This is a genomic window from Agrobacterium bohemicum (assembly GCF_001562555.1).
Classification (GTDB): Bacteria; Pseudomonadota; Alphaproteobacteria; order Rhizobiales; family Rhizobiaceae; genus Agrobacterium; species Agrobacterium bohemicum.
On sequence record NZ_KQ961031.1, the window covers coordinates 70,289 to 93,912 of the forward strand.

Below are 23,624 nucleotides of genomic sequence, written 5' to 3' on the forward strand. Positions count from 1 at the left end.
AAATCAATGCTGGTTTCCCTGTCAATGCTGTACGCATCCTTGCGTATCGTCAGGTAATTCAGAGAAAAGGTTTTCAAAAATGGAATTGCAACCACCCGCAGATATGGAACTCACACTCCGCACTCTCGCTATGCCAGCCGACGCGAACCCCGCAGGTGATATTTTCGGCGGATGGGTCATGTCACAGATGGACTTGGCCGCTTTCGTACGCGCCAATGACGTCGCCGGCGGCCGCACCGTGACAGTCGCCGTCCACGAAATCGTCTTCAAGAAACCCGTAAAAATCGGTGACACGCTCTGCGTCTACACACGCATCGAAAAAGTCGGCCGCACGTCCATCACTCTCAAAATCGAAGCGTGGACGCGTAGATACTCCGAACAGTCCCGCGACAAGGTCACGGAAGCGGTGTTCATCATGGTGGCGGTGGATGCGGAGGGTAATCCTAGGGCGGTGGCCCGTGATGCGCCGATGAATGTTTAGAGTGTCCGCCATAGGCCGGTCAGCGCAAATTCTGACTGTCAGAGACGACCCAATTCATCTGACAAAAAATCCATGATGTTTTTCCGAACTCGCCAGACTCACATTTTGCGAAAGATGTTACCCAATGTCAGGAATCTCACCGTGCTGGTAGATGATGGTCGGAGGACCGTATTCTCCGATGTCTGGGTCTGCATCACGCGCCCAGGCTAAGACGCCATCGTACTGGCTGGATAATGCTTTCCCCTCGCGTATCGCTCGGTCCTCTGTCGGCATCTGCCTTGGCTCAAATGCCTCAACCATATTCCCCTCGTCGTCAGCTTTATAAGCGGCAATAACAATCAGTCGGATTTTGGCCATCGCTCAATTCCTTGTGTGGTTGTCCAGCGTATATCACAGGTGCGAGGCAATGGTGATGATTGTGGCGGGCTGGCGCTGATTCGGATGATACCGCCCCGACGTATAAACAGTCCGCCGATCCAAACAGCTAGATTTCATGAACATGTCACCCACAACGCAAAAAGGCCTCGCAATTTCTTGCAAGACCTTCAAACGAAACTGGATGGTGGGCGTAACAGGGATTGAACCTGTGACCCCTACGATGTCAACGTAGTGCTCTCCCGCTGAGCTATACGCCCATCCGTTGCGGCGCATAAATCACGAAACTGGATGAAGCGTCAACTGCTTTTTTTCAGTTTTGTGAAAGGTTTATGCGAGGCCTTATGCCACAAGGAGTTTGTTCACTTCGTCGACGAGATCACGGAGGTGGAAAGGCTTGGAAAGCACCTTCGCATCCTTCGGCGCCTTCGAATCAGCATTGAGAGCAACCGCCGCAAAACCGGTGATGAACATGACCTTGAGGTCGGGGTCGAGTTCGGTGGCGCGGCGGGCGAGCTCGATGCCGTCCATCTCAGGCATCACGATGTCGGTTAGCAAAAGCGAGAAAGGCTCCTCACGAAGCCGGTCATAGGCGCTTGCCCCGTTGTCGAAAGAGGAAACCTTGTAACCGGCTTTCTCCAGCGCCTTCACGAGAAAGCGGCGCATATCATTGTCATCTTCCGCGAGAAGAATTTTCTGTACCATTTAAGTGACCGTAACTTCTGATTTGCTGGGAATACCTTATCGCGATCATACCGTGTTTTCAGTAAATATCATGTGAACGGTAGAATCATGACTCGGACGACTGTTGCACAGTATGGACTTGCTCTGCCTTAACTGGCAACATGAAGCTTCTGGCAGAATTATGACATGGTAAACGGGGCGGGATGGACTGGGTCACTGGCGAGTATGAACTCTTCGAAGTGCACGAGCCGACCGTTCACAGCATTCCGTTTGTGTATAACTCCCCCCATAGCGGCCGCTGCTACCCGGTTTCCTTCCTCGAATCATCCCGTCTGAACGCTTACGAAATCCGCCGGTCCGAAGATCACTTCGTCGACGAGCTGTTTTCCAGCGCAACCGAGATCGGCGCGCCCCTCCTCAAAGCCAACTTTCCGCGCGCCTATCTCGACGTCAACCGCGAGCCCTACGAGCTCGACCAGCGCATGTTCGACGGCGCTTTGCCGTCCTATGCAAATATCGGCTCAATGCGCGTGGCGGGCGGCCTTGGCACCGTGCCGCGCATCGTGGCCGAGAATATGGATATCTACGCCCACAGACTTCCCGTGGACGAGGGCATTCACCGCATCGAGAGCATCTACAAACCCTATCACGCTTGCCTGCGAAAACTCGTGTCGCGCACCCACGCCAGTTTCGGCATGGCGGTGCTAATCGACTGCCACTCCATGCCCGGCAATATTCGCCTCACAGGTTCCAATATCCGCCCCGACATCATCATCGGAGACCGCTACGGAACCAGCGCCTCTGCAGAAATTTCCCGCGCCGCCCTGTATCTGCTCGAGGAGCTTGGCTTTACCGCCGTCTGTAACAAGCCCTATGCGGGCGGCTTCATCACAGAACATTACGGTCGCCCGGTACGCTCTCTCCACGCGTTGCAGATCGAGGTCAACCGGGCGCTTTACGTGGACGAGAAGACACTTGTGAAGACGGCAGAATTTTACGCGGTGCAGTCTGCGCTGGATACGTTCATGCGCCAGCTTGCGATGTTCGTGTCCGAATACGCAAACGACATGGCATTCGCAGCCGAATAGCAATTCCAATTCCACTGAATGAAAGCTGAGCGCGGACACTGTCCGGGCAAAAAAAACCGCGCCTTGGCGCGGTCAAGTCTAGGGAGGAAACACCCAAGGAGGGTATTTACAGTCAAAGACTGTGATTAAAATCTACGAATGATTTGCTTATTTGTCAATCATATTTATTTTTGCCTATAATTTATGCGTTATTTTATTGTCTGCTTTTTATTTGGTCTTCGTTCGGCAAAAATTGCTTGCGAAGCGTGCAGCGAGTTCGAGTGGACGAAGGCCCCTGAAGCAGGCTATGTCCTCATTGAGTTCTCAGATGACGGAGTTTTCCATGCTGCCAGATCGCGATTTTTTCTTTCGTCTAGCCGATGCTGCCAAGGCCGAGACCTTACCTCGGTTTCGCACTGGCATCGCCGTCGCCAACAAGCAGGATGGTGGCTACGACCCGGTGACGGAGGGCGATCGGGCTGCGGAAACGGCTATTCGGGCCTTGATTACAGAATACTTTCCCGACCACGGCATTCTGGGCGAAGAGCACGGTAGCGTTGGTATCGATCGCGAGCATGTCTGGGTCATCGACCCCATCGATGGCACACGGGCCTTCATTTCCGGCCTGCCCGTATGGGGAACGCTCATTGGCTTTCAGTCGTCAGGCCGCGCCGTCATGGGCGTCATGGATCAACCCTTTACAGGCGAGCGCTATTTCGCCGATGGCGAAAATGCCTGGTATTTCGGCCCCGGTGGCGACAGGCAGATCAGCACCCGCAAATGCGAAACACTGTCGGACGCGATCCTCTTCACCACATCGCCCCACATCTTCACCAATGAGGAAGCCGAACGTTACGGCGCCGTCGAGGAGAAGGTGCGCCTGTTCCGCTATGGTGTGGATTGCTACGCCTATGCACTGCTGGCCGGTGGCCATGTCGATCTCGTCATCGAATCCGGCCTCAAACCCTACGATGTCGGCGCGCTCATTCCCATCATCGAGCAGGCGGGTGGCGTTATCACCAATTGGGATGGCGGCAGACCGGAAGCTGCGGGCCGTATCGTCGCCGCTGGAAGCAAGACGCTTCATGAACAGGCGCTGACCCTGCTCTCGGGCCTGTAACACACGGCAAACACCATATCGGTGCCAGTCCCCAGGGCGCGCCGCATGGCGGCCCAAGATATATGCGCGCCTTGGTTGTTCTTTGTTGCGACAAAGACAGCGCCTCCGGATTTGAAGTCGCACATCCCCCTACACTGCAAGGAATGACATCACGTAGTAACGGTTGGTTAACCATACTACGGCACTCTGGCGTTGAATTCTTTCATATTCATATACTGATATACGTGAGGACCGCTATGGCATATGACTGGAGTGGGAATACCGTTAAGGAAAAACACGACGACTGGACCATCGTCGTCATGGTTGCAGTCGTCGCTCTGGTCCTGCTGGTTACCGTAGCACCGCTTCGACTGATAAAGGCACCAGCGCCGCAACATGTGGTCGAAACGACAGGCGCCGAGATCAGGCCCGCATAGGCGTTACGCCTTTACCAGGTCCAGATGCAGCAGCCTTGGTGACAGGACCTGAAGGATGGTTTCGGAGCGGCCGATGTAAATGATCGCCGTATCTTTCATTCCCGCCAGAACTGCCGCCAGCCTGTCGATTGTCTCTGTCTCCAAACCTTCGAGAAGATCATCGATGAACAGCCAGCGCGGCTTCAACAGCACGGCGTTGGCGACACGCACACAGGCCTGCTCATCGGAATCGAGTTTCTTGTCCCAGCGAATATTCTCGTCCATGCGCGAAATGATGTGGCCAAGTCCACATTTCTCCATCGCCTCGAGGAAGTCGTTCTCCTGGAATTTTTGCGGGCTGCGCGGATAACAGAGAATTTCGCGCAAGGGTGCTGCGGGTAGATATCCGTGTTGGGCAATGAACAGAGTTTCCTCGCGAGGCGGCATCGTCATGGTGCCGCGTCCCCATGGCCAAAGCCCGGCAATCGCTGCAAAAAACAGGCGTCGGTTGACGCCCTGATCGCCATTGACCATCCACCGGTCGCCAACCTCGATCTCGACCGGTGCTTCGCGCAAGCGGAAAATGCGGGACATATCCTTCCCGCCCGCCTCCGGGCAGATTTCAACCGATGACCAACGGATCGGTCCAGACGTGGACCTTTCGATCTCGATGGCGTTGCCGTGCTGCTCGACGCTGTCCATCTGGATCAGGGCGTTGCGAAACACCGAAACGCGCTGCAAGTTCGCCTTCCAGGCGGCGATCGGGCCGAAATTGTCGATATACCACCGCAAGGCAACGTTCACCTGGTTGAACGCACCAACCGCCATCATCAGTCCACCGAAACTCAAATGCCCGGAAAAATACACCGGCGCGGCAATAAGAATGGGGGCCACGATGGCCAGCCAGCCATAACCGGATGAAACCCATGTCAAATGGGTCAGCGCCATGGCGAGCCCTCTGATGACGACCAGCACCGCGTTGATGTCTTCGCCAATGCGGTGACGTTCGTTCTTTTCACCCCGCGCCAGCGTGATCGCGGTGACATTTTCACTGGCCCGCATGAGAGAAAAGCGAAGCCCCGCCTCTTTCGAATAGCGCTCGGCGTTGAGTGGCACCAGCCGGTAGCCGACAAGGTTGGAAAGCAGCGAAGCAGAGCCCGCGTAAATCAGGGCAGCCCAGACCATATAGCCTGGTATTTCAACCATCTTGCCGCCGATCTCGATGGCGAAACCCGCTGACAGCCCCCAGAGAACACCGATAAAGCTGACGAGCAAAATGGTAGCGTTGACGAGACCGATGGCGAGTGCCGTGCTGCTTTCAGCCAGATTGCGGACGTCATCATGCAGACGTTGATCGGGGTTGACGGCAATGGCGCCGAAACCGGCAAGCCTTGCGGCGCGACCGGGTTTGAACCATTGGTCAACCATGTCCTTCGCCAGACCTTCGCGCATGCTCAGCGCCGTCATCTGGTTCAGCCAAGTCTGGAAAACGTTGAGAAGCAGCAGCGTCCCGGCAATGATCGCGAAGACTTCCAGCTGGTGCAGAAAGGAATTGAGATCGCGCCGCTCCAGCGCGTTGTAAAACGGTGCGTTCCACTCGTTGAGTTTGACCTGCCCATAGGCTGTAACGAGGATGATGGTCAGCAACGCGCACATCAGGAGGATGAGCCTGCCGCGCACCTTCGATGTCCAGAAGGCGCTGCCCATCATCGCCAGCTGCGCCTTGAAATTCAAATCGAAGGACGGATGGCCGACCGTCTCGGGGGACAGATTACCTTGCGCCATCAGTAGCTTGCCATTTCCATGATATTTTGAATTCCGGGACTCTTACACGTATCGACCTTATATGCGTGTCGTGACAGCAATAGCACGACACGAAGGCTTGTCCACTTCCCGCAAAAACGCTGAAAAAGGACAACGGGCAGCAATGCGCGAAGCGCTTGAAATGTTCCCTTGCTTTCTTCGCGTGCATTGCACAAAGTCGAAGCAATCAAAGAGGGGCGGCACAATCCGCGCAAACCGGAAAAACCGGGCAAGGGCAAGTATGTCAATCAAAGCAAGCATCTATCATCTGACCCATTATAAATATGACAATCCGATTCGCCTTGGACCTCAGATCATACGATTGAAGCCTGCGCCGCATTCCCGTACCCATGTCATCAGCCATTCGCTGAAAGTCACGCCCGCCAACCACTTCGTGAATTTGCAGCAGGACCCCTACGGCAATTTTCTAGCCCGTTACGTTTTCCCTGATCCGGTGACGGAGTTCCGCATCGAGGTCGATCTCGTCGCGGATATGACGGTCTATAATCCCTTCGACTTTTTCGTGGAGGAAAGCGCCACCTATTGGCCTTTCGAATATCCTGAGACATTGAAGGCCGACCTTTCGATCTACCAGACGCCGGAGCCATCAGGCCCGCTTCTTGCGGACTACCTGAAAACGCTCGATTGGACACCGGGACAGCCAACGGTCGATATGGTCGTCGGTCTCAATGCCCGCCTGCAAAGCGAAATCGGCTATGTCATCCGCATGGAAACCGGTGTGCAGACACCGGAGGAAACGCTGGGTACCGCCAGGGGCTCATGCCGCGATACCAGTTGGCTGCTGGTGCAGATTCTGCGCCATCTCGGGTTTGCCGCCCGCTTCGTGTCCGGCTATCTCATTCAGCTGACACCAGACCTGAAGGCGCTCGACGGTCCCTCGGGAACGGAGGTGGACTTTACCGACCTGCACGCCTGGGCGGAAGTCTATCTGCCGGGTGCGGGCTGGGTCGGGCTTGATCCGACATCGGGTCTCCTGACCGGTGAAAGCCATGTGCCGCTGGCCGCAACGCCGCATTTCAGCAATGCCGCCCCCATCTCCGGCGGTTATTACGGTGAAGCCAACACCGAATTTGCCTTCGACATGCAGGTCACCCGTGTGGCCGAGCATCCGCGCATCACCAAGCCGTTTTCGGATGAAAGCTGGGATCGCCTCAACGCTCTCGGCGAACAGGTGGACAAGGTTCTGGCTGAACAGGACGTGCGCCTGACCATGGGCGGCGAGCCGACTTTCGTGTCCATCGATGATTTTGAAGCGGGCGAGTGGAACACTGATGCGGTCGGCCCGACCAAGCGCGAAAAGGCCGATGTGCTGATCCGCAAGCTGCGCGAGCGCTTTGCCCCGCACGGCTTCCTGCACTATGGTCAGGGCAAGTGGTATCCGGGTGAAAGCCTGCCGCGCTGGACGTTTTCGCTGTATTGGCGCAAGGACGGCAACCCCGTCTGGCACAATCCAGATCTGGTCGCACGAGAAGGTGCCGATACCGGCGTAACGTCGGAAGATGCCGAAAAACTGCTGACCCACATCGCGACCAATATCGGCATTGCGCCGGAACTGGTGCTGCCCGCTTATGAAGACCCGGCGGAATGGCTGATCAAGGAAGGTAATCTCCCCGATAATGTCGATCCGTCAAACTCCAAGCTGGAAGACCCGGAAGAGCGCAACCGCATCGCCCGCGTGTTCGAGCGCGGCCTGACCACACCGACCGGTTATATTCTGCCGGTACAGGCGTGGAACGCCAAAGCTACATCTGACAAACGCTGGATGAGCGAGAAATGGCAGACCCGACGCGGCCGTATCTTCCTTGTTCCCGGCGATAGCCCGGTCGGATACCGCATTCCGCTCGGCACCCTGCCCCACGTTCCGCCGTCGAACTACCCCTATATCCACCCTGCCGACCCTTCCGTTCCGCGTGGTCCGCTGCCGGATGCCGTCGCACCCTCTGCCCGCGCCCTGCCGGAAGCTTCGTTTCAGGCTTCGGAAGGCGCAACGCAGGAGCGCATCGAGCAATCCATCAGCGATATCAATGGCGAAGTTCGCACCGCCATGTCCGTGGAAGCGCGTGACGGACGCCTCTGCGTCTTCATGCCACCGGTGGAACGTATCGAGGACTACCTCGATCTCGTCGCCGCCGCTGAAGCTGCCGCGACCGATCTTGGCCTTCCCGTCCACATCGAGGGTTACACGCCGCCGCATGATGAACGCATGAACGTCATCCGCGTAGCACCAGACCCCGGTGTTATCGAGGTCAACATCCATCCGGCCGAAAGCTGGAAGGATTGCGTCGATATTACCACGGCGGTCTATGAGGACGCACGCCAGACCCGACTGGGTGCAGACAAATTCATGATCGACGGTCGCCACACCGGCACCGGCGGCGGCAACCATGTGGTGGTCGGCGGTGCCAATCCTGAAAACAGCCCGTTCCTGCGCCGTCCAGATCTGCTGAAAAGCCTTGTGCTGCATTGGCAGCGGCATCCTTCGCTGTCCTACCTGTTTTCCGGCCTCTTTATTGGCCCGACAAGCCAGGCCCCGCGCATCGATGAAGCCCGTCATGACAGCATGTACGAGCTGGAAATCGCCATGGCGCAGGTGCCGATGCCGGGCGAAGGTGCGCCGCCTTTGCCGTGGCTGGTCGACCGCCTGTTCCGCAACCTGCTAACGGATGTCACCGGCAACACGCACCGCTCCGAGATTTGCATCGACAAGCTGTTTTCGCCGGATGGTCCGACCGGTCGTCTGGGTCTGGTGGAATTCCGTGGCTTCGAAATGCCACCGAATGCCCGCATGTCGCTGGCCCAACAATTGCTGGTGCGTGCCATCATCGCCCGCTTCTGGAAGAACCCGTCGGGTGGCCGTTTCGTGCGTTGGGGAACGGCGCTGGCCGACCGGTTCATGCTGCCCCATTACATCTGGGCGGATTTCCTCGATGTTCTCGCCGACCTAAAGGACAACGGCTTCGATGTGAAACCCGAATGGTTCACGGCACAGTTGGAGTTCCGCTTTCCCTTCTTCGGCGAGGTCGAATATGAAGGCTCCAAGCTGGAGCTTCGTCAGGCGCTGGAGCCATGGCATGTCATGGGCGAACAGGGTGCCATCGGTGGCACAGTGCGTTATGTCGATTCGTCGGTTGAACGCTTGCAGGTGCGGCTGGAAACCTCCAATCCGTCCCGCTACACCGTGGCTTGCAATGGCCGCGCCGTGCCGCTCAAACAGGCGGAAAATTCCGGCGTTTCCGTCGCCGGTGTGCGCTTCAAGGCGTGGCAGCCATCACAGGGTCTGCACCCCGCCTTGCCAGTCAACACACCGCTAACCTTCGATATATATGATACATGGTCGAACCGATCGATCGGCGGCTGCATCTATCATGTTGCTCATCCGGGCGGCCGCACCTATGAGACGTTCCCTGTCAATGGAAACGAAGCGGAAGCCCGCAGGCTCGCCCGCTTCGAACCGTGGGGGCATACCGCCGGTCAATATACTCTGTGGCCGGAAGCTGCGTCGCCGGAATTCCCGCTGACGCTCGATCTAAGACGTCCGCAGGGAGTGTGAGTTGGCAAAGACACCGGCAAGAAAACGGATAGAGGCAAAGCCCGGCATGGCATCCATGCTGGGCTACCGCGCTTTATCCGGCATTGCCGATGAAATGCTGGATATTAACGGCCGCATTCGCCCTGTCTGGCAGCCATTCGTCAACGCGCTGGAGCGCATGGACGAACGCGAACTGCACGAGCGTTTCGCTCGCACCGACCGTTACTTGCGCGATGCCGGCGTCTTCTATCGTGATTATAGCGCGCAGGGGAATACCGAACGCAACTGGCCGATCTCGCATATCCCCGTTCTCATCGATGAGAAGGAATGGGAAGCCGTCTCCCATGGCCTGGTGCAGCGCGCCAATCTGCTGGAAAGCATCGTTGCGGATTTCTACGGCGAAAATCGTCTGGTGCAACAGGGCTATGTTCCGCCTTCGCTGGTCGCGTCCAACCCCGAATATCTACGCGCCATGGCGGGTGTCAAACCGGCTAACGGCCATTATCTGCATTTCTGTTCGTTCGAAATCGGCCGCGGACCAGACGGCAACTGGTGGGTGCTGGCGGACCGCACGCAAGCCCCATCCGGCGCGGGTTTCGCACTGGAAAACCGCGTGGCCACTACCCGTGCCTTTTCCGATATCTACGGCGAATCCCATGTTCACCGCCTCGCTTCCTTCTTCGGCGCATTTCGCGATACGCTGCAGTCGCACCGCCAGCACCCGGATGACCGTATCGCGGTTCTGACGCCCGGCCCCGCCAGCGAAACCTATTTCGAACACGCCTATATCGCCCGCTATCTCGGCTTCATGCTGCTGGAAGGCGAGGACCTGACCGTCGTCGACAACCGCGTCATGGTGCGCACCGTCGCCGGCCTGAAACCCATCGGCGTGTTGTGGCGGCGGTTGGATGCCTCCTATACAGACCCGCTGGAACTGGACCAGAATTCCCATATCGGCACCCCCGGAATGGTGCAGGCACTGCGCTCCGGCTCGCTCAGCATGGTCAATGCGTTGGGGTCAGGCATTCTGGAAACGCGGGCGCTGCTTGCCTTCATGCCCGCCATCTGTCGTCATTTGCTGAACGAAGACCTCGCCATGCCATCCATCGCCACATGGTGGTGCGGCCAGCCGTCCGAACGCGAGCATGTGGCGCGCAACATCGAGCGCATGGTCATCGGTCCCGCCTATTCGCGCCTGCCCTTCTTCGATGACAACGGCCAGTCGGTTCTCGGCTCTTCGCTGCGCGAAACGGCCAAGGATTCCATCGGCGACTGGCTGGCGAGCGACGGCCACAAGCTGGTCGGTCAGGAAGTCGTGACGCTGTCCACCACGCCTGCCTATATCGATGGCAAGCTGGTGCCGCGCCCGATGAGCCTTCGCGTCTTTGCGGCACGCACGGAAAGTGGCTGGCAGGTGATGCCCGGCGGCTTTGCCCGCATCGGCCGTAGCAACGATACGGCGGCCATTGCCATGCAGGCAGGCGGCAGCGCCGCCGATGTCTGGATCGTCTCCGCAAAGCCGGTGGAGCGCACCACGCTTTTACCCGCCGAAGAAAACTTCATCCGCAACATGCCCGGCAGCCTGCCGAGCCGTGCGGCTGACAATCTCTTCTGGCTTGGACGTTACATCGAGCGCGCCGAAGGGGCGCTGCGCATTCTGCGCGCATGGCATGCCCGCTTTGCCGAATCCGCAGATCCGAAGCAGCCGCTTCTGGCCCATGTCACCGCATATCTTGAAACCGTCGATATCGACGTCGAAGAATCCGTTCCGGCGAGCCTCATCGCCAACCTCAACAGCGCGATATATTCCGCCAGCAATATCAGAGACCGTTTCTCGCCCGATGGCTGGCTGGCGCTCAACGATCTTGCCAAGACCGCGCGCCGCTTCAAAAGCAAGGTCGCCGCCGGCGATGACGCAACTCACGCCATGACGGTGCTGCTGCGCAAACTGGCGGGTTTTGCCGGTCTGGTGCATGAAAACATGTACCGTTTCACCGGCTGGCGGTTCCTCTCCATTGGTCGTTATCTGGAGCGGGGGCTGCACCTGACTCGCCTTCTCGGCCATATGAGCGGGCCGGAAGCGCCTGATGGTTCCCACGACATGCTGCTCGAAATCGGCGACAGCGTCATGACCCATCGCCGTCGCTACAATGTGAATACGGCGGCATTGACGGTCATGGACCTGCTCGGCCTCGATCCGCTCAATCCACGCTCCATCCTGTTCCAGCTCAATGAAATCCGCACCGAAGTGGAGCAACTGCCCAATGCCTTCGTCAACGGCCAGATGTCACCTTTCTACCGCGAAGTGATGCGGGTCCATTCAGGCCTTGCCGTCCTGACCCCGGAGAACTTGACCCCTGCCCTCTTCCGGCAGTTGGAGCAGGATCTGGAACACCTGTCGGACCTTCTTGCCCAGACATATCTCGGATAACCCATGCTCTACGATCTGACGCTGCACATGGGCTATATCTACGATACGCTGGCGTCCGGCGCGCGCCACATCATCCGTGTCATGCCGCTGTCGATCCCCGGCAGGCAAAGGCTGATTGCAGGTTCGCTCAGCGTCTCTCCCTCACCGGAAGAGCGCACGGTTTTCAACGATTTCTTCCAGCAGAGCGCCACATCGGTCTTTCTGCGCGCTTCGCATGACAAGCTGGATATCCGCATGCAGGCACGCGTGTCGGTGGAAAGCGCGTCGCTGACGGCAGATTTTTCGCCCGAACTTTCAAAACTGCCGCGGGATCTCGCCACCGTCTGGTCGCTCGACCCCCAATCCCCCCACCACCTGGCAGGTCTTAGCCCGCGCATTGGTGAAAACGCAGCGATTGCAGCCTACGCCCGCGAGACCATCAAACCCGGCATGACGATCCGTGAAATTGCGCTGGCGCTGTGCAAACGCATCTATAAGGACTTCAAATATGATGGCGAGGCGACCACGGTGGACACGACACCAGCCGAAGCCTTCAAGCTGAAACGCGGCGTCTGCCAGGATTTCTCGCATATCATGATATCGGCGCTGCGCAGCCTCGGCATTCCCGCAGGCTATGTCAGCGGCTTCCTGCGCACCATTCCGCCTGCGGGCAAGGAACGGCTGGAAGGTGCGGACGCCATGCACGCCTGGGTGCGCGTCTGGTGCGGTGAAGCGACAGGTTATATCGAGCTGGACCCCACCAACGACATCGTCGCGGGCAACGACCATATCGTCGTTGGTTACGGGCGCGACTACTCCGACATCGCCCCCGTCATCGGTGTCTTGAAAAGCTACGGCAACCAGCAGACGACACAGGCCGTGGACGTCATTCCCGTCAAAAGCTGATCGTGCCATAACGGGACAATTTCTGCTCCGCAATGTAACATCCGCCGGTTTCGTGCGGTGGAAGATGCTCCATTTTCAGCACTCGCTAAATTTGCTCACGTTACGTTAGGAAAATCTCCACTGCCCCGCAGTAGATGTGATTCCATATCACAATCGAACAGGTGGACATGATGTTCAACGGGGCCGGAATGGTAAAAAGCATGCGCGCACTGCTGGCTGACAGACAGGGCAATTTTGCGATGATGACAGCGATATCATTGCCGCTGTTGATGGGCGTTGCAGGTGCCGGGCTTGAGTTCACCAAGGCGATACAGGTCAAATCCGACCTTCAGAGTACAGCCGATGCGGCAACACTCGCCGCCGCAACCATGTTCCGCGAATCCGAAGGCGAAAAGAGCGATGAGGAACTCAAGGCACAGGTCGCAACATTCATCGGCGGACAGAGCTTTGCGCAGAATCTTACGGAACTGGAGAAAAAAGCCCTCGACTCCAATGTGAACAGCGTCGCGAAACGCACCGATACCGACAAGGGAACGAGCTTCAAGATTTCCACGACGGTCAGCTACCAGATGCCGCTCAACCCCCTGCTGGGCATGATCTGGGCAAAAACGCTGACGCTGAGCGCCACCAGCACATCGGAAAGCAGCTTCAACAAGGGCGCTCCCATGTCCATGTATCTGGTGCTGGACCGTTCAGGGTCAATGTCCTTCAGGACCGATACGGTCGACAAAAGCAAATACGCCTGCCCCAATTACACCGCCAGCAACTGGGGCCAGAGCCAGTCAAAGGTCACGTCAAACCCCTGCTATGTCAACAAAAGCACGTCTCTTAAAACTGCGGTGAGCTATCTCGTTGATACCCTCAACAGGGCAGACCCGACGTATAAGCTGGGCGCCTCGCCAGAATCCAAATTGGTCCGCACCGCAGCCGTTGCTTATAATGATGCAAAATTTGCAGAACAGGGGTTCGATTGGGGCACGAAGAAAACAGCCGCCTATGTGCAGGCCATTCCGCAATATCCCGAAGGCGGAACCAATGCCGATGCCGCATTGAATATCGCCTATAATGCACTCAAGAGCAACAATACGAACATCACGACGACAAGGGAGGGCATCGAGCATGCCAACCAGAAGAACAAGTTCTACAATCGCTACATCGTCTTGATGACAGACGGAGAAATGACTGGCGCAAGCGCAAGCTGGAATTCTGGCATCGACGCGCAGGTTCGCGCGACATGCACGAAAGCCAAGGCCGACGACATCAAGATTTTTACCATAGCCTTCATGGCCCCCGTCAAAGGCAAATTGCTGCTTCAGGCCTGCGCCACCAGCGCGGACAACTATTACGCGCCGGAGAATATGGAAGAAATCGTTGAAGCCTTTGGCGACATTGCCAGAAAAGCGTCCGGAAATCTCAGCCGCCTGACGAACTGAAATCCTTAACTGCCATTTGATAGACCACGCAAACCACACCGGTTTGCGTGGTTTTTTGTTATTTTCACACAATGTCCATAAGCATGTCGTAACTCTCTAAGTCATTCACGTTTCCGGCAAAACGTCTGTTGCCACGGCTCGATATCGGTGCATAAATTGCGGATATGACAGGCATGCCGGCTCGACAGAATCAGACACTATCCTCCCAACAAGGTGCTGACCGACCAATGATCAATAAACTCGTCACCAACGATCTTCCTCGTCCCGCCCCGCGTAGCTCGGAACCAGAAGTTCTTGCCTCCGAAATCATCGAGCGACTGACCTATCGCATCGGCAAGGACGTCAAGGTTGCAAAGCCGCACGACTGGCTGACAGCCACCATTCTGGTCATCAGAGACCGCGTCATCGACAAATGGATGGAATCCACCCGCAAAGCCTATCAGCACGACAGCAAGCGCGTTTATTATCTGTCGCTTGAATTCCTGATTGGCCGCCTGATGCGCGACGCCATCTCCAACCTTGGACTGATGGGTGAAATCAAGGATGCGTTGACATCTCTGGGTGTCGAGTTCGACGTGATCGCCGGTCTGGAGCCGGATGCAGCGCTGGGTAATGGTGGTCTTGGCCGCCTTGCCGCCTGCTTCATGGAATCGATGGCAACCGTCGATATCCCGGCTTACGGCTACGGCATTCGTTACGTCCACGGCCTTTTCCGCCAGCAGATGGCCGAAGGCTGGCAGGTGGAACTGCCCGAAACGTGGCTTGCGCACGGCAACCCATGGGAATTCGAGCGTCGTGAAAGCTCTTACGAAATCGGCTTCGGCGGTTCGGTCGAAACCGTCGGCGGATATGAAGACCCGGAGCGTTTTGTCTGGAAACCGGCCGAACGCATGATCGCCACCGCCTTCGACACGCCCGTGGTCGGCTGGCGCGGTACCCGCGTCAACACGTTGCGCCTGTGGTCGGCACAGCCGATCGACCCGATCCTGCTCGACGCCTTCAACGCCGGTGACCACATCGGCGCGCTACGTGAAAGCAACAAGGCCGAAGCGCTGACCCGTGTTCTCTACCCCGCCGACGCCAACCCGGCTGGCCAGGAACTGCGTCTTCGCCAGGAATATTTCTTCTCGTCCGCCTCGCTTCAGGACATTCTGCGCCGCCACTTGCAGCAATATCCAGACTTCACCAACCTTGCGGACAAGGTGTCGATCCAGCTCAACGACACGCACCCGGCCATCTCCATTGCCGAAATGATGCGTCTGCTGGGCGATGTGCACGGCCTGACTTTCGAAGAATCCTGGACGATCACGCGCAACACCTTCTCCTACACCAACCACACACTTCTGCCCGAAGCGCTGGAAAGCTGGCCGGTTCCGCTGTTGGAGCGCCTGCTGCCGCGCCACATGCAGATCATCTACGCGATCAATGCCCAGACACTTCTTTATGCCCGCAAGGAAAAGAAGATGCTCGACCAGCAGGTGCGATCCATCTCGGTGATCGAAGAGGGTGGCGAACGCCGCGTACGCATGGGCAATCTCGCCTTCATCGGTTCGCATTCCATCAACGGCGTGTCGGCACTTCACACCGAACTCATGAAGGAAACGGTGTTTTCCGACCTTCACACGCTCTATCCTGATCGTATCAACAACAAGACCAACGGCATCACTCCGCGCCGCTGGCTGATGCAGTGCAATCCCGGCCTGACAGACCTCATCCGCGAATCCATCGGCGATGAATTTCTCGACGATGCCGAAAAGCTGGTCGCGCTCGATCGCTTCGCCGAGGACGCGGGTTTTCGCGAAAAATTTGCCGAAATCAAGCGCCAGAACAAGGTGCGTCTTGCCAATCTGGTCGCCCAGCGCATGGGCATCCGCGTCGATCCATCTGCCATGTTCGACATCCAGATCAAGCGCATCCACGAGTACAAACGCCAGCTCTTGAACCTTGTCGAAGCCGTTGCTCTTTATGACCAAATCCGCTCGCGCCCGGAACTGGATTGGGTGCCGCGCGTTAAGTTCTTTGCTGGCAAAGCAGCGCCGAGTTATCACAATGCAAAGCTCATCATAAAGCTCGCCAATGATATCGCGCGCGTCATCAATAACGATCCGGCAGTTCGCGGGCTTCTAAAAGTGGTTTTCATTCCCAATTACAATGTGTCGCTTGCAGAAATCATGGTTCCGGCAGCTGATTTGTCGGAGCAGATTTCAACGGCGGGGATGGAAGCATCCGGCACCGGCAACATGAAGTTTGGCCTGAACGGCGCGCTGACGATCGGCACGCTGGATGGCGCAAACGTCGAGATGCTGGAACATGTCGGCGCAGACAACATCGTGATCTTCGGCAAGACCGCCGCCGAAGTGGCACAGGCGCGTTCCGAAGGACACAACCCGCGTGCCATCATCGAGAACTCTGCCGAGTTGTCCCAAGCCGTTTCGTCCATCGCATCAGGCGTGTTTTCGCCCGATGACCGCTCGCGTTTCGCCGAGTTGATGGACGGCATCTATAACACCGACTGGTTCATGGTCGCCGCAGACTTCGACGCTTATGCGCAGGCACAGCGTGACGTCGATGCCATCTGGAGCGAACCGGCAAGTTGGTACGAAAAAACTGTCCGCAATACTGCGCGCATGGGCTGGTTCTCGTCCGACAGAACGATCCGGCAATACGCGTCCGAAATCTGGAGAGCCTGATGAAGAAACCGCTCAATTCTGCCGAAGAGAAAAAGACTGGCACCATCGCTAAGGCTGAGATCGAGGCAATCAAGAGCGGTTTGCATTCCAACCCCTTTGCCGTTCTGGGCGTCCACCAGACCCCGGACGGCTTTGTGGCCCGGTGCTTCATTCCCGGTGCGGAAAACGTCACCGTCATGACACTGGACGGCACCGTTGCGGGTGAACTGGCCCGCACCGATGCCGACGGCTTCTTCGAAGGACCGATCCAGCTTTCCAAACGTCAGCCGATCCGCTACCGCGCACTTCGCGACGATGCGGAATGGGCGGTCACCGACCCCTACAGTTTCGGTCCCGTTCTCGGCCCTATGGATGATTATCTGGTCCGCGAAGGCTCGCATTTGCGACTTTTCGACAAGATGGGCGCGCACCCGCTGAAGCTCGAAGGCGTCGAAGGTTTTCATTTTGCCGTCTGGGCACCCAACGCCCGGCGTGTGTCGGTAGTCGGCGATTTCAACAACTGGGATGGCCGCCGTCATGTCATGCGCTTTCGCAAGGACACCGGCATCTGGGAAATCTTTGCGCCGGATGTCTATTCCGGTTGCAGCTACAAGTTCGAGGTCATCGGCCCGCATGGCGAGTTGTTGCCACTGAAGGCCGATCCTTATGCACGCCGCGCCGAGCTGCGCCCCAAGAACGCCTCCGTCACGACGCCGGAACTGGTTCAGGAATGGAGCGATGACGCGCATCGCAAACATTGGGCCAGCATCGACCAGCGCCGCCAGCCGATCAGCATCTACGAAGTCCACGCCTCCTCGTGGCAGCACAATGAGAATGGTGAGTTTCTGACGTGGGATGAACTGGCCGCACGGCTCATTCCCTACTGCGCCGACATGGGCTTTACCCATATCGAATTCATGCCCATTTCCGAACATCCCTATGATCCGTCCTGGGGATATCAGACCACTGGTCTCTACGCGCCAACCGCCCGTTTCGGCGAGCCGGAAGGCTTTGCCCGCTTCGTCAACGGCGCGCATAAGGTCGGCATCGGGGTTTTGCTGGATTGGGTGCCAGCCCACTTCCCGACCGACGAACACGGGCTGAAATGGTTCGACGGAACCGCTCTTTACGAACATGCCGATCCGCGTCAGGGCTTTCATCCGGACTGGAACACCGCGATCTACAATTTCGGTCGCGTCGAGGTCATGTCCTACCTCATCAACAACGCGCTTTATTGGGCCGAAAAATTCCATCTTGATGGTCTTCGCGTCGATGCAGTCGCGTCCATGCTCTACCTCGATTATTCCCGCAAGGAAGGTGAGTGGGTTCCAAATGAATATGGCGGGCGCGAAAACCTGGAATCCGTGCGTTTCCTCCAGCAGATGAACACGCTGATTTACGGAAACCACCCCGGCGTCATGACCATTGCCGAGGAATCCACCTCGTGGCCGAAGGTCTCGCAGCCGGTGCATGAAGGCGGTCTTGGCTTCGGCTTCAAATGGAACATGGGCTTCATGCATGACACGCTGAGCTATTTCCAGCGCGAGCCGGTGCATCGCAAATTCCACCATCAGGAACTCAGCTTCGGCCTGCTCTATGCCTTCAGCGAGAACTTCGTTCTGCCGATTTCCCATGATGAAGTGGTGCACGGCAAGGGCTCGATGATTGCCAAGATGCCGGGCGACGACTGGCAGAAATTCGCCAATCTGCGCGCCTATTACGCCTTCATGTGGGGTTATCCCGGCAAGAAGCTGCTGTTCATGGGCCAGGAATTCGCTCAATGGAGCGAGTGGAGCGAGAAGTCCTCGCTGGACTGGAACCTGCTGCAATATCATATGCATGAGGGCATGCGCCGCCTCGTGCGCGACCTCAACTTCATGTACCGCTCGAAAGCCGCGCTGCATGCGCGCGATTGTGAACCGGAAGGCTTCCAGTGGCTTTCCGCCGATGACCATGAAAACTCCGTTTTTGCATGGCTTCGCTTGGCACCGGGTGAAAAGCCGGTGGCTGTCATCAGCAATCTGACGCCTGTCTACCGGGAGAATTTCTATGTGCCGTTGCCGACTGCCGGTCGCTGGCGCGAAGTTCTCAACACCGATGCCGAGATTTACGGCGGCACCGGCAAGGGCAATGGCGGGCGCGTTCAGGCTGTGGATGCAGGGGGCCAGATTGGCGCAACACTAACCTTGCCGCCACTGGCGGTCATCATGCTCGAGCTGGAGAGCTAAGAGCATCGACGTCTAAAAAACATACGGGAATTTTATGGGAGGATTGCTATGAGTGAGAAAAGAATTCAGCCGCTGGCACGCGATGCGATGGCCTATGTTCTGGCCGGTGGACGTGGCAGCCGCCTGAAGGAACTGACAGACAGACGCGCAAAACCTGCCGTCTATTTCGGCGGCAAGGCGCGCATCATCGATTTCGCCCTGTCCAACGCGCTGAACTCAGGCATTCGCCGCATCGGTGTCGCCACGCAGTACAAGGCTCACTCGCTCATCCGTCACCTGCAGCGCGGTTGGGACTTCTTCCGCCCGGAACGTAACGAAAGCTTCGATATTCTGCCCGCCTCCCAGCGTGTATCCGAAACGCAATGGTATGAAGGCACCGCCGACGCGGTCTATCAGAACATCGACATTATCGAGTCCCACGGCCCGGAATATATGGTCATTCTGGCGGGTGACCACATCTACAAGATGGACTATGAATACATGCTGCAACAGCATGTGGATTCCGGCGCGGATGTGACCATCGGCTGCCTTGAAGTGCCGCGCATGGAAGCCGTCGGTTTCGGCGTCATGCACGTCAACGAGAAGGATGAAATCATCGATTTCATCGAAAAGCCTGCCGACCCACCAGGCATTCCCGGCAATCCTGATTTCGCCCTGGCGTCCATGGGTATCTACGTGTTCCACACGAAGTTCCTGATGGAATGCCTGCGCCGCGATGCTGCCGACCCGAATTCCAGCCGTGACTTCGGCAAGGATATCATTCCCCATATCGTGCAGCATGGTAAGGCCGTAGCACACCGTTTCGCCTCGTCCTGCGTGCGCTCCGATTTCGAAAACGGTCCATACTGGCGCGATGTCGGCACCATCGATGCCTATTGGCAGGCCAATATCGACCTCACCGACATCGTTCCCGACCTCGACATCTACGACAAGTCCTGGCCGATCTGGACCTATGCGGAAATTCTGCCGCCTGCCAAATTCGTGCATGACGATGAGAACCGCCGTGGCTCGGCCACTTCATCCGTTGTAGCGGGTGACTGCATCATCTCCGGCTCGTCGCTCAATCGCAGCCTGCTGTTTACCGGCGTCAGAGCCAATTCATACTCACGCCTTGAGAATGCCGTAGTGCTGCCGAGTGTGAAAATCGGACGCCACGCCCAACTCAGCAATGTCGTGATCGACCATGGCGTCGTCATTCCGGAAGGGCTTGTTGTTGGAGAAGACCATGACCTGGATGCAAAACGTTTCCGCCGTACAGACAGCGGTATTTGCCTGATAACCCAATCGATGATTGACAAGCTGGATCTATAGACCTCATGAATGTTCTTTCGGTTGCGTCCGAAGTCTATCCACTCATCAAAACCGGAGGGCTCGCCGACGTCGCCGGCGCGCTTCCCATCGCTCTCAAGGCTCACGGGGTCACCACCCGCACGCTGATTCCCGGTTACCCGGCTGTCAAAGCGGCGGTCGAGGGTGCGGTGAAGATTGCCGAATTGCCGGGTCTTCTGGGCGAACATGCCGATATTCTCGAGGCGCATCACGAGGGGCTGGACCTGCTCATTCTGGATGCCCCCGCCTATTACGACCGTCCGGCTGGCCCTTACCTCGATTCCACCGGCAAAGATTTCGCCGACAACTGGAAGCGCTTCGCCGCCTTGTCCCTTGCCGCTGCAGAAATCGCAGCAGGTAAGTTGCAAGGCTGGCAGCCGGACCTGATGCATGCCCATGACTGGCAGGCCGCCATGGCCCCGGTCTATATGCGCTATGCCGAAACGCCAGAAATCCCCAGCATTCTGACCATCCACAACATCGCGTTCCAAGGTCAGTTCGGTGCCAATATTTTCAGCCAGCTTGGCCTGCCTGCCCATGCTTTCAACACCGAAAGCATCGAATATTACAATGATATCAGCTTCCTGAAGGGCGGTATCCAGACATCGACCGTCATCAGCACGGTCAGCCCGTCCTACGCCCAGGAAATACTGACGCCGGAATTCGGCATGGGTCTCGACGGCGTTATTCGCAGCCGCGCCCATGTCATGCACGGCATCGTCAACGGCATCGACGCCGATGTCTGGAACCCCGCCACCGATCATCTGATCCACGACAATTATTCGGCGGCAAATCTCAAACTGCGCACCCTCAACAAGGCGCGGGTGGCCAGCCATTACCGTATCGATCAGGATAGTGGCCCGCTGTTTTGCGTCATTTCCCGTCTGACATGGCAAAAGGGCATCGACCTCGTCGCCGAGGTCGTGGACGATATCGTGGCGGCAGGCGGCAGGCTGGTCGTGCTGGGTGCCGGCGAAATCGGGCTGGAAGGCGCGCTTCTGGCCGCCGCCTCGCGCCATCCGGGCCGGGTGGGTGTCGCCATCGGTTATAACGAGCCGCTGTCGCACCTCATGCAGGCTGGCTGTGATGCCATCATCGTTCCGTCCCGTTTCGAGCCTTGCGGCCTGACACAGCTTTACGCCTTGCGGTACGGCTGCATCCCGGTGGTCGCGCGCAACGGCGGCCTCAATGATACCGTTATCGATGCCAACCATGCGGCCATCGCCGCCAAGGTGGCGACGGGCGTGCAGTTTTCCTCCATCACGGCGGAAGGTTTGCGCCAGGCCATTCGCCGCACCGTGCGCTATTATCACGACCAGAAACTGTGGACGCAGATGCAGAAGCAGGGCATGAAATCGGACGTTTCCTGGGAGAAAAGTGCAGGTCTTTACGCCGCTCTTTACGCCCGACTTATTTCGAAAGGCCAATAAATGACGATCAACACGATCAAAACCAAGCCATTTCAGGACCAGAAGCCCGGCACATCCGGCCTGCGCAAGAAAGTGCCTGTCTTTGCGCAGGAAAACTACGCGGAAAACTTCATTCAGTCGATTTTTGACAGCCTGGAAGGTTTTGCCGGACAGACGCTGGTGATCGGCGGCGACGGTCGTTATTACAACCGCGACGTCATTCAAAAGACCATCAAAATGGCCGCGGCATCCGGTTTCGGTAAGGTTCTGGTCGGCCAGGGCGGCATTCTGTCCACACCTGCCGCATCCCACATCATTCGCAAATACAAGGCCTTCGGTGGCATCGTTCTGTCCGCCAGCCACAATCCCGGCGGCCCCAACGAAGACTTCGGCATCAAATACAACATCGGCAATGGCGGCCCCGCGCCTGAAAAGATCACCGATGCGATTTTCGACCGCACAAAGTCGATCGAGACCTACCGCATTTCCGACGCAGCCGATGTCGACCTCGACATGATTGGAAAAGCTGATGTTGACGGCATGGTGGTCGAAGTGATCGATCCTGTCGCCGACTACGCCGCAATGATGGAAGAGCTGTTCGATTTCGCCGCCATCCGCGATCTGATTGCAGGCGGCTTCAAGGTGGTAGTCGATAGCATGAGCGCCGTCACCGGCCCTTACGCCGTCGAAATCATCGAAAAGCGCCTCGGCGCGCCCGCTGGTTCCGTGTGGAATTCCGTTCCGCTGCCAGATTTCGGCGGCCACCACCCGGACCCGAACCTCGTCCATGCCAAGGACATGTATGACGCGGTGATGAGCGCTGACGGTCCGGATTTCGGCGCCGCGTCAGATGGCGATGGTGACCGCAACATGGTGGTCGGCAAGGGCATGTTCGTCACCCCGTCCGACAGCCTTGCCATCATCGCCGCCAATGCGAAGCTTGCACCCGGCTACGCGTCCGGCATTTCCGGGATCGCCCGCTCCATGCCCACAAGTGCAGCGGCAGACCGTGTGGCCGAAAAGCTCGGCATCGGCATGTACGAAACACCGACAGGCTGGAAGTTCTTCGGCAACCTGCTGGACGCTGGCAAAGTCACCGTTTGCGGCGAAGAGAGCTTCGGCACCGGCTCCAACCATGTTCGCGAAAAGGATGGCCTCTGGGCCGTGCTCTTCTGGCTGAACATCGTCGCCGCCCGCAAGGAAAGCGTCAAGGACATCGTCACCCAGCATTGGGCCGAATACGGCCGCAATTATTATTCGCGCCATGACTATGAAGAAGTCGACAGTGACGCCGCCAACACGCTGGTCTCCATTCTGCGTGAAAAGCTGGCCACCCTGCCCGGCACGACTTACGGCGCACTGAAGGTCAAGGCTGCCGACGACTTCGCCTATAACGACCCGGTCGACCAGTCCGTCAGCAAGAACCAGGGCATCCGCATCCTCTTCGAAGGTGGCTCGCGCATCGTCATCCGCCTATCGGGTACCGGTACGTCGGGCGCGACGCTTCGGCTTTACGTGGAGCGCTACGAGGCGGATGCATCCCGCCATAATATTGAAACGCAAGAGGCTCTGGCTGATCTGATTTCGGCGGCTGATGCGATTGCGGGCATCAAGAAGCAAACGGGGCGTGATGCTCCGACGGTTATTACCTAACCAGTTTCGGCTAGGGCAGTGAGTGGGGTTTTACCCCCCCCTCTGCCCTGCCGGGCATCTTCCCCTCAGGTGGAGATCGACTCGTGGCAACCTTTCGGCCATATTTACTGTC

The 23,624-nt window shown here is 57.7% G+C and carries 16 protein-coding genes and 1 tRNA gene; 13 read left to right on the top strand and 4 right to left on the bottom strand.

The genetic code is table 11. The features are described 5' to 3' along the window. Positions 1-79 precede the first annotated feature (79 nt). Positions 80-481 carry an acyl-CoA thioesterase gene (locus ATO67_RS15100; RefSeq protein ID WP_067650902.1) on the top strand — a complete coding sequence of 134 codons (402 nt, stop codon included), beginning with the start codon at positions 80-82 and terminating at the stop codon, positions 479-481. Between the two features lie 117 nt (positions 482-598). Here the strand turns inward: ATO67_RS15100 and ATO67_RS15105 are convergent, their stop codons facing one another. The 3 genes from ATO67_RS15105 to cpdR form a co-directional block, all read right to left on the bottom strand. Continuing rightward, on the bottom strand, positions 599-838 hold the full coding sequence (locus tag ATO67_RS15105; RefSeq protein ID WP_067650905.1) for a hypothetical protein: 240 nt from the start codon (positions 836-838) through the stop codon (positions 599-601). A 203-nt stretch (positions 839-1,041) separates the two neighbouring features. Beyond that, a tRNA-Val gene (locus tag ATO67_RS15110) sits at positions 1,042-1,116 on the bottom strand. Between the two features lie 82 nt (positions 1,117-1,198). Further along, positions 1,199-1,561, bottom strand: coding sequence for a cell cycle two-component system response regulator CpdR (gene cpdR, locus ATO67_RS15115; RefSeq protein WP_027675545.1), 363 nt, complete (start codon positions 1,559-1,561; stop codon positions 1,199-1,201). 182 nt (positions 1,562-1,743) lie between these two features. Here cpdR and ATO67_RS15120 point away from each other — a divergent pair, with 182 nt between their 5' ends. From ATO67_RS15120 to ATO67_RS15130, 3 genes are all read left to right on the top strand, one after another. Continuing rightward, positions 1,744-2,628 (top strand): N-formylglutamate amidohydrolase, encoded by an 885-nt coding sequence (locus ATO67_RS15120; RefSeq protein WP_067650908.1) that lies wholly within the window; start codon positions 1,744-1,746, stop codon positions 2,626-2,628. A 322-nt stretch (positions 2,629-2,950) separates the two neighbouring features. Further along, the gene (gene hisN / locus ATO67_RS15125; protein ID WP_067651379.1) at positions 2,951-3,727 is read left to right on the top strand and encodes a histidinol-phosphatase; all 777 of its coding nucleotides are present in this window, start codon (positions 2,951-2,953) and stop codon (positions 3,725-3,727) included. Between the two features lie 236 nt (positions 3,728-3,963). Next, positions 3,964-4,143 (top strand): hypothetical protein, encoded by a 180-nt coding sequence (locus ATO67_RS15130; protein WP_067650911.1) that lies wholly within the window; start codon positions 3,964-3,966, stop codon positions 4,141-4,143. Between the two features lie 3 nt (positions 4,144-4,146). Here the strand turns inward: ATO67_RS15130 and ATO67_RS15135 are convergent, their stop codons facing one another. Then, on the bottom strand, positions 4,147-5,907 hold the full coding sequence (locus ATO67_RS15135) for an ABC transporter ATP-binding protein/permease (protein ID WP_067650914.1): 1,761 nt from the start codon (positions 5,905-5,907) through the stop codon (positions 4,147-4,149). A gap of 259 nt (positions 5,908-6,166) precedes the next feature. Between ATO67_RS15135 and ATO67_RS15140 the strand changes: the two genes are divergently transcribed. The 9 genes from ATO67_RS15140 to ATO67_RS15180 all read left to right on the top strand — a co-directional run bounded on the left by ATO67_RS15140 (position 6,167) and on the right by ATO67_RS15180 (position 23,512). Then, positions 6,167-9,496 carry a transglutaminase family protein gene (locus tag ATO67_RS15140; protein WP_067650917.1) on the top strand — a complete coding sequence of 1,110 codons (3,330 nt, stop codon included), beginning with the start codon at positions 6,167-6,169 and terminating at the stop codon, positions 9,494-9,496. 1 nt (position 9,497) lies between these two features. Continuing rightward, a complete protein-coding gene (locus ATO67_RS15145) occupies positions 9,498-11,906 on the top strand; it encodes a circularly permuted type 2 ATP-grasp protein (protein ID WP_425352218.1) in 2,409 nt (802 codons plus the stop codon). Between the two features lie 3 nt (positions 11,907-11,909). Continuing rightward, positions 11,910-12,791, top strand: coding sequence for a transglutaminase family protein (locus ATO67_RS15150; RefSeq protein WP_067650923.1), 882 nt, complete (start codon positions 11,910-11,912; stop codon positions 12,789-12,791). Between the two features lie 188 nt (positions 12,792-12,979). After that, a complete protein-coding gene (locus tag ATO67_RS15155; RefSeq protein ID WP_106404971.1) occupies positions 12,980-14,224 on the top strand; it encodes a TadE/TadG family type IV pilus assembly protein in 1,245 nt (414 codons plus the stop codon). A 227-nt stretch (positions 14,225-14,451) separates the two neighbouring features. Next, positions 14,452-16,914 carry a glycogen/starch/alpha-glucan phosphorylase gene (locus ATO67_RS15160; protein WP_067650926.1) on the top strand — a complete coding sequence of 821 codons (2,463 nt, stop codon included), beginning with the start codon at positions 14,452-14,454 and terminating at the stop codon, positions 16,912-16,914. After that, on the top strand, positions 16,914-19,121 hold the full coding sequence (gene glgB, locus ATO67_RS15165; protein WP_067650929.1) for a 1,4-alpha-glucan branching protein GlgB: 2,208 nt from the start codon (positions 16,914-16,916) through the stop codon (positions 19,119-19,121). Before ATO67_RS15160 ends, glgB begins: the two co-directional genes overlap by 1 nt. A gap of 48 nt (positions 19,122-19,169) precedes the next feature. Next, on the top strand, positions 19,170-20,432 hold the full coding sequence (gene glgC / locus ATO67_RS15170) for a glucose-1-phosphate adenylyltransferase (RefSeq protein WP_067650931.1): 1,263 nt from the start codon (positions 19,170-19,172) through the stop codon (positions 20,430-20,432). Between the two features lie 5 nt (positions 20,433-20,437). Continuing rightward, the gene (glgA, locus tag ATO67_RS15175) at positions 20,438-21,880 is read left to right on the top strand and encodes a glycogen synthase GlgA (protein WP_067650933.1); all 1,443 of its coding nucleotides are present in this window, start codon (positions 20,438-20,440) and stop codon (positions 21,878-21,880) included. Next, positions 21,881-23,512: an alpha-D-glucose phosphate-specific phosphoglucomutase gene (locus ATO67_RS15180; RefSeq protein WP_067650936.1), complete on the top strand. Its 1,632-nt coding sequence runs from the start codon at positions 21,881-21,883 to the stop codon at positions 23,510-23,512. Positions 23,513-23,624 lie beyond the last annotated feature (112 nt).